The 7,427-nt window shown below is 69.5% G+C and carries 8 protein-coding genes and 1 rRNA gene; all 9 read right to left on the reverse strand.

Features of this window, described 5'->3' with window-relative positions; translation table 11 throughout:
- Window positions 1–143: 143 nt before the first annotated feature.
- Window positions 144–1,223: a lysophospholipid acyltransferase family protein gene (locus tag ACF1A1_RS38850; RefSeq protein WP_392006881.1), complete on the reverse strand. Its 1,080-nt coding sequence runs from the start codon at window positions 1,221–1,223 to the stop codon at window positions 144–146.
- 14 nt (window positions 1,224–1,237) lie between these two features.
- Window positions 1,238–2,299, reverse strand: coding sequence for an NAD-dependent epimerase/dehydratase family protein (locus ACF1A1_RS38855; protein ID WP_392006883.1), 1,062 nt, complete (start codon window positions 2,297–2,299; stop codon window positions 1,238–1,240).
- Window positions 2,300–2,595: 296 nt separating this feature from the next.
- Entirely contained in the window at window positions 2,596–2,694 is a 99-nt protein-coding gene (locus tag ACF1A1_RS38860; protein WP_003948845.1) for a 30S ribosomal protein bS22, read from the reverse strand.
- 156 nt (window positions 2,695–2,850) lie between these two features.
- The gene (locus ACF1A1_RS38865) at window positions 2,851–3,060 is read right to left on the reverse strand and encodes a helix-turn-helix domain-containing protein (protein WP_162655568.1); all 210 of its coding nucleotides are present in this window, start codon (window positions 3,058–3,060) and stop codon (window positions 2,851–2,853) included.
- A 134-nt stretch (window positions 3,061–3,194) separates the two neighbouring features.
- Window positions 3,195–4,010 carry a phosphatase gene (locus tag ACF1A1_RS38870; RefSeq protein WP_392006885.1) on the reverse strand — a complete coding sequence of 272 codons (816 nt, stop codon included), beginning with the start codon at window positions 4,008–4,010 and terminating at the stop codon, window positions 3,195–3,197.
- Between the two features lie 195 nt (window positions 4,011–4,205).
- On the reverse strand, window positions 4,206–5,378 hold the full coding sequence (locus tag ACF1A1_RS38875) for an acetoin utilization protein AcuC (protein WP_392006887.1): 1,173 nt from the start codon (window positions 5,376–5,378) through the stop codon (window positions 4,206–4,208).
- Window positions 5,329–6,558, reverse strand: coding sequence for an MFS transporter (locus ACF1A1_RS38880; RefSeq protein ID WP_392006889.1), 1,230 nt, complete (start codon window positions 6,556–6,558; stop codon window positions 5,329–5,331). Before ACF1A1_RS38880 ends, ACF1A1_RS38875 begins: the two co-directional genes overlap by 50 nt.
- Window positions 6,559–6,633: 75 nt before the next feature.
- Window positions 6,634–7,278 (reverse strand): HAD family hydrolase, encoded by a 645-nt coding sequence (locus ACF1A1_RS38885; protein WP_392006890.1) that lies wholly within the window; start codon window positions 7,276–7,278, stop codon window positions 6,634–6,636.
- A 63-nt stretch (window positions 7,279–7,341) separates the two neighbouring features.
- Window positions 7,342–7,427: ribosomal RNA gene (gene rrf / locus ACF1A1_RS38890) — 5S ribosomal RNA — on the reverse strand; the annotation flags it as partial.

Consider the following 7,427-nt stretch of genomic DNA (forward strand, 5'->3'; position numbering starts at 1 on the left):
GCGGGGGGGACTCCCGGGCGGGGCCGGGGGCTCGCGCCCCCGGTCTAGGCTGGGGGCGGGGGGGGGGGCCCCCCGCCCCGGGCGGGGGCCCCCCACCGCCGTACGCGTGCCGGGAGCGACACCGCTCCCCGGAGGAACACCGGTCAGAAGAACACCGACCGGCGCTGCACCAGCAGCTTGTACAGCGTGTGCTGGATCTGCTCGCGCACCTGATCCGTCAGGTTGAACATCAGCATCGGGTCCTCCGCCGCCTCCGGCGGATACCCGTCCGTCGGAATCGGCTCCCCGAACTGGATCGTCCACTTCGTCGGCAGCGGAACCGCACCCAACGGACCCAGCCACGGGAAGGTCGGCGTGAGCGGGAAGTACGGGAACCCGAGGACACGGGCGAGGGTCTTGGCGTTGCCGATCATCGGGTAGATCTCCTCCGCCCCGACGATCGAGCAGGGGATGATCGGGGCGCCCTGGCGCAGCGCCGTGGAGACGAAACCGCCCCGGCCGAACCGCTGGAGCTTGTAGCGCTCCCCGAAGGGCTTCCCGATGCCCTTGAAGCCCTCCGGCATCACCCCGACCAGTTCGCCCCGGCCCAGCAGCCGTTCGGCGTCCTCGGCGCAGGCGAGGGTGTGGCCCAGCTTGCGGGCCAGCTCGTTGACGACGGGCAGCACGAAGACGAGATCGGCGGCCAGGAGCCGGAGGTGACGATTGGCCGGGTGGTGGTCGTGGACGGCGACCTGCATCATCAGGCCGTCCAGCGGCAGCGTCCCGGAGTGGTTGGCGACGATCAGCGCGCCGCCCTCGGCCGGGATGTTCTCGATGCCCTTCACCTCGACCCGGAAGTACTTCTCGTACACCGGCCGCAGCAGGGACATCAGGACCTGGTCGGTGAGTTCCTCGTCGTAGCCGAAGTCGTCGACCTCGTAATCGCCCGTCAGACGGCGGCGCAGGAAGGCCAGACCGCCCGCGATGCGCCGCTCCAGCCCACCGGCGTCCTCCCGCGGCGGCCGCGGCGGCTGCTCCTGCCCCGTACCGGTCACGGGATCATCATCCTGCGGGAGCGCCCTGGTGGGCAGGGGCTGGACCTCACCGACCTCGCCGACCTCACGGACCGGCGCCGGTTCGCCGCTCTTGCGTCGGCTCGCCGCGCTCCGGCGCCGCGACGGCCGCTGCACGGCGCTCCCACGGGACCGGTCGTCGTCGAACGGAATGACCTTGGCGTCCGCCATCGTTGATGCGCTCCTCAGTTCGCGCTCTGCGTCGGAGGGTGGCCGCCGCCCGCGAGGGGCAGCGCGGCGATCCGGTCGACGGCCCCCGCAAGGGCCTCGGGGGGCAGGAGACCCGGCCCCTGACTGCGCGCGAAGTCCGCGAAGGTCTCCGCGGTGGTGTACCTCGGCGTGAACCCGAGCGTCTCGCGCATCTGGTCCGTCGCCACGACCCGCCCGTGGGTGAGCAGCCGGATCTGCTCGGGCGAGAAGTCCGTCATGCCCAGCGTACGCACGAGGGAGCCCGCCCAGGTGACGGCGGGCAGCAGGAGCGGGACCGTGGGCCGCCCGAGCCGCCGCGAACACTGCGACAGCAGCAGCACACCGTCGCCGGCGATGTTGAAGGTGCCGCTGTTGAGCGTGCCGCGCGCCGGCTCGTGCGAACCGATCCGCAGCACCTCGATCACGTCGTCCTCGTGCACGAACTGCAACCGGGGGTCGTAGCCGAAGACGGTCGGCAGCACCGGCAGCGAGAAGTACGAGGCGAGCGGGGTCTCGGCGGTCGGCCCGAGGATGTTGGCGAACCGCAGCACGCAGACGGCGACGTCGGGCCGCCGCCGGGCGAACCCGCGCACATAGCCCTCGACCTCCACCGTGTCCTTGGCGAAGCCACCGCTGGGCAGCGACTTGGCCGGCGTGGTCTCGGTGAACACGGCGGGGTCCCGGGGCGCGGAGCCGTAGACGTTCGTACTGGACTTGACCACCAGCCGCTTCACACTGGGCGACTTCTGGCAGGCGCCCAGGAGCTGCATGGTGCCGATGACGTTGGTCTCCTTGACCGTGGTCCGGCTGCCGCTGCCCAGCGCGGTGGCCGTCACGTCCAGATGGACGACGGTGTCGGCGCCGGTCTCGGCGAGCACCCGCGCGATGGTGGGCTGCCGGATGTCGGCCTGGATGAAGTCGGCACCGCCGAGATGGTGCTCGGGCCGCACGGCGTCCACGGCGATCACCCGATCGACCTCCGGGTCCCGCTGGATCCGTCGTACGAACCGGCCCCCCAGCTGACGGGCCACTCCGGTGACGAGCACAACCTTGCCCAAGATCAGCGCCTTCCTTCCGCCCTGGTACCGCTCGGCTGTCGCCCCTGCTCGTTACCCTGCCGCGTTCCCCGTCTGCGGGCCAACTTAGCGGGTCGGTGTCGCGCTGTGATGACCGCCCGATGCGTGACGTGACGGAACGGGCCGGTCGTGGGACCGGATCGGCCACGACGCCCGTCCGGTCCCACGCACGGCGTTCAGCCATCCGTACGCGGCCTGGATATACGTGTGGCCCCCCACCACTCGGTGGGGGGCCACACGACGCCTTCGCGGCTAGCGTCGCACGAACCTCATCGCGCTTACTTCTTGTTGCGACGCTGAACGCGCGTGCGCTTGAGCAGCTTGCGGTGCTTCTTCTTGGCCATCCGCTTGCGCCGCTTCTTGATAACAGAGCCCACGACTACCCTCGCTCACTTCTCATCACTCGGTGCTGGGCGCCATGGGCCCATACGACCTACGAGGGGCTAGCCTACCCGCCCGAGCGCTGAGGTCGTAATCGAGGGGGCGGGGGGACCCTGGAGTGCCCTGTGAACGGATCCCCCGCGCCCTCGCCGTCAGGCGGTTTCCACCCCCACGTAGCTCTCGCGGAGGTACTCGTGAACCGCGTTCTCCGGGACACGGAAGGACCGCCCCACCCGGATCGCGGGCAGATGACCGCTGTGCACCAGCCGGTACACGGTCATCTTGGACACTCGCATCACCGAGGCGACTTCCGCCACGGTAAGGAACTGAACCTCGCTCAGAGGCCTCTGGTCAGCAGCCATGACACACCTGAACCTTCCGCACTCGACTCGACGGCCACCGGCTTCCCCTTCCGGTGACTCTTCGTCGCTGCGTGCTCACTCCCCAATGTAGGGGCGGGTGATGCGAGTGGGGAAGAGGTGCACCCATCGGCGGCCTACTGTGACAGACATGCCCGATTGAGTACGTAGCGGGTCAGCGGCCGGTAGTGACCAGACCGCACTGCGTCATCAAGTGGAACGACGACGGCCACCGACCCCTCGGCCTCGCCCACGAAGAGCGCCGGGTCGTCGGTGTCCGCCAGCCCGATCGCCTCGAACCCCAGCTGACCTGCCCCGCAGACCCACCCGTGATCACCGATCACCAAGTCCGGCAACGGCCCGCCGGCCTCCGCGGCCGCCGCCAGCGCCAGTCGAACCGGCAGCGGCGAATGGGTGTGCACGCCGGTCGCACAACCGGGGCGCCCGACCTCGGGTTCCCGCACCAACGCGACACCTTGTACGTAGTCCAGGTTGTACGTGCGTAGTCCGAACCGGGTCGTTATGTCGACACAGCGACCCTGCGCAGGGGTGAGGACGCCACATCCCGCCGCCGACAAAGCGTCCGCAAGCCCGGCGTAGAACCCGAGCAGCCGATGCGGATGCCCGGTCCCCAGCAGCACGGCCCCACCACGCTGGGCAACCATGGCGAGCCGCTCCGCGAACGCGTCGAGCGCGGCCAGGGTCCGCTCAGGATCGATCACATCGTGCCCTGAGACCTCCCCCAGATCGGCCGAAACCCCACACTTGTCCGCCATCAACGCGACCAGGTCCCGCACCCCCCAGGTCCACTCGGGATCCAGCCCAAGTAGCACCCGAGGATCCCGGGCAGCGAAGAGCCGATAACTCCGAAGGCTCTCCTCCCGGGAGGTAGCCACCACCCCGGCCAACCCAGCAGCCACCAGATGAGCCCGAAGGGCCGCGGTACTCAACACGGGGTGATGGTGCTGGAGCGCAGCCGGGGCTGTCCCGGGAACCGGGGAAGAGGGCACGGTTGGCGTAAGGGGCCTGGAAGGACCGGCCCGTCGGGTGTTCGGGGACGAGGCCCGTTCAGGGCCGAACCGGGGGTGCGGGGCGCAGCCTCCGGCGGGGTCGAAGGGGTCCCACCGACTCCCTGCCGCGCCCCACCCCTACGCCAGCAACCCCCGAAGCGGAAACACGGCCCGCCGAGTGGCCAACACCGCCTGGTCCAACCGGTCCGCGGGGTCGTAACCCGCCTCCCACTCCCCCCAGCCCACGGGCCACCGCCCGTCGGTCATCCGCGCCGGCGCCAACTGCCGCGTACGAGCGAACACCTCCTGCCGCCACCCTTCGGGGATCACCGTCTCCGGCGCCACGGGCCTCCCCGCCACCACCCCCACCAGATGCGCCCACGACCGCGGCACCACGTCCACCACCGCGTATCCACCCCCACCCAACGCCACCCACTTCCCCCCGGCGTACTCATGAGCCAGCTCATGGCAGGCCACCTGCACAGCCCGCTGCGCATCGAGCGACACGGCGAGATGAGCCAGCGGATCCTCGAAGTGCGTATCGGCCCCGTGCTGGGTCACCAACACATCCGGCCGGAAATCGGCGATCAGCTCCGGCACCACGGCGTGGAACGCCCGCACCCACCCCGCGTCCCCGGTCCCCGCCGGCAGCGCGACGTTCACCGCGGAACCCTCCGCCGACGCCGCCCCCGTCTCCTCCGGCCACCCCGTCTGCGGGAACAACGTCCGAGGATGCTCGTGCAACGAGATCGTCAGCACCCGCGGATCCTCCCAGAACGCCGCCTGCACCCCGTCCCCGTGATGCACGTCGACGTCCACATACGCGACCCGCTCGGCCCCCAGCTCCAGCAGCCGCGCGATCGCCAACGACGCGTCGTTGTAGATGCAGAACCCCGACGCGCCCCCCGGCATCGCATGATGCAGCCCACCCGAGAAGTTCACCGCATGCAGCGCCTCGCCCCGCCACACCGCCTCAGCCGCCCCCACGGACAGCCCGGCGATCAGCGAGGACACCTCATGCATGCCGGCGAAGGCCGGATCGTCCACCGTCCCCAGCCCGTACGACGTGTCCGCCGCCTCCGGCGCCGCGGAGGCCGCCTTCACGGCCTGGATGTAGTCATCGCGGTGCACGAGCCGCAGGGTCGACTCCCCGGCCGGCTTGGCGGACACGATCTCCATCTCGCGATCGAGCCCCAGGGCATGGACGAGCCTGCGGGTCAGATCCAGGCGAACCGGATCCATCGGATGGTCCGGACCGAAGTCATAGCCCGTTACTGCCTCGTCCCACATCAGCTGTGCGCGGCCGTTCATGCCCGCCACCGTATCGGTCCGGTTGAGGAGCGAACGACCTGGCGTACACCAACGTCACCAGCACCAACACCATCGGCACGACCATCGCCCCCCGGTAGCTCCACGCGTCCCCCAACGCTCCCACCAACGGCGAACCGATCAGAAAGCCCACATAGTTGAAAACATTGAGCCGCGCGATCGCCGCATCGGACGCTCCCGGAAACAGCCTCCCGGCCGCGGCGAACGTCTGTGGCACCAGCACACACAACCCCACCCCCAGCAACGTGAACCCACCCATCCCCACCCAGGGCCCAGGAGCGACCGCCACCACACCGAACCCGACCGCGGCCACCAACGCCCCCGCCCGTACGACCCCCACCGCCCCGAACCGCCGCACCCCGAAGTCCCCGATGGCCCGCCCCAGCAACGTGGTCACCATGTACACGTTGTAGGGCAGGGTCGCCAGCTGCTCGGAACTCCCCAACACGTCCTGGAGGTACTTGGCACTCCAGTTGGACACGGTCGAGTCGCCGATATAGGCGAAGGTCATCACCAGACACAGCGGCAACAACGCCTTGAAGACGACACCCCCACCCTCGCCCCGCTCAACCCCCGTGTCCTCCACGGCCCCTACGGCTTCACCGTCCCCGCCGACATACCACCGGCTCCCCACCAGCACGGCCGGCAACAACACCAGCACCACCGGCAGATACGACACCCACAGCGCGAGATGCCAGTGCGCCCCCACCCACGCCAGCGAGGCCCCCACGATCCCGCCCAGGCTGTACGCGGCATGGAAACCGAGCATGATGCTCCGCCCGTACGCCCGCTGCAGACTCACCCCGAGCATGTTCATCGACGCGTCCAACACGCCCACGGCAAGCCCGAAGACCGCCAGCGCGACCCCGAGTTCGACCATCCGCTCGCCGACCCCGACCCCGAGCAGCGCCAGGAGCACGACCGGCTGCGACCAGCGCAGCAGCCGACCGGGCGGCACCCGCTTCACGAGCCGCTCGGTGGCCACGCTGCCGACCCCGGCCAGGATGGGCACGGCAGCGAGGAAGCCGGGCAGCAGCGCGTCGGAGACCCCGTACCGGTCCTGGATGGCCGGGATCCGGGTCACGAGCAGAGCAAAGGCCACGCCTTGCGCCAGGAAGCTGAACGCCAACGAGGCCCTACCGCGCCGCAGCACTTCTGTCATGGCGGCGAGCGTAGGGCCCCGGCGTACTCGTGGGTAGATCAAGCCAAAGATGAATTTCCTTCAACTTCGGCGGGCTCACACCAGCAGGTCGGCCAGCTCTCCCATGTCGGACAAGAGAAGGGTCGCGCCGGCAAGCTTCTCCGCCGGCGTCATGGCGGTGAACCCGTACACATCCATCCCGGCCGCGACAGCCGCCTGCACCCCCAGCGGAGAATCCTCCACGACGACACACCGCTCCGGTACGACCCCCATCCGCTCGGCCGCGTACAGGAACAGATCCGGAGCCGGCTTCCCCCGCCCGACATCCTGCGAGCTGAAGATCCGCTCCTCGTCGAACCACCGGTCGAGCCCGGTCGTCCGATGCCCCACCCGAATGCGCTCATGGCTCCCGGAGGAGGCCACACAGTACGGCACCCCGTCCGCGGCCAACTTCTCCAGCACCCCGGCGACCCCGGCCACCGCCACCAGTTCCTGCTCGAACGCGGCGAACACCCGCGCGTGGAAGACGTCGTCGAAGTCCTCCGGCAACCGCTGCCCCGTCCGCTCCCACACCAGCTCATGGATCCGGTGCATCGCCGAACCCATGTAGTCCCGGATCGAGGCCTCGTACGTCGTCGGATGCCCCAGTTCGGTCAGATAGCCGGCGAGCAGCCGGTTGGATATCGGCTCACTGTCGACGAGCACACCGTCGTTGTCGAAGATGACGAGGTCGTAGTCCATGTCCCCGACCCTAAACGCAGAAATCCCCCGTGCCGAATGGCACGGGGGATTTCTCCAATATTTGTTCGGCGGCGTCCTACTCTCCCACAGGGTCCCCCCTGCAGTACCATCGGCGCTGTAAGGCTTAGCTTCCGGGTTCGGAATGTAAC

This window comes from Streptomyces sp. NPDC014995, from assembly GCF_043080745.1.
GTDB lineage: Bacteria > Actinomycetota > Actinomycetes > Streptomycetales > Streptomycetaceae > Streptomyces.

Bases quoted from the DNA above. Each gene is read 5' to 3' on its own strand.
- ACF1A1_RS38880 (WP_392006889.1), bottom strand. From the start codon at position 6,558: ATGACAGAAGTGCTGCGGCGCGGTAGGGCCTCGTTGGCGTTCAGCTTC.
- ACF1A1_RS38875 (WP_392006887.1), bottom strand. From the start codon at position 5,378: ATGAACGGCCGCGCACAGCTGATGTGGGACGAGGCAGTAACGGGCTAT.
- ACF1A1_RS38850 (WP_392006881.1), bottom strand. From the start codon at position 1,223: ATGGCGGACGCCAAGGTCATTCCGTTCGACGACGACCGGTCCCGTGGG.
- ACF1A1_RS38865 (WP_162655568.1), bottom strand. From the start codon at position 3,060: ATGGCTGCTGACCAGAGGCCTCTGAGCGAGGTTCAGTTCCTTACCGTG.
- ACF1A1_RS38885 (WP_392006890.1), bottom strand. From the start codon at position 7,278: ATGGACTACGACCTCGTCATCTTCGACAACGACGGTGTGCTCGTCGAC.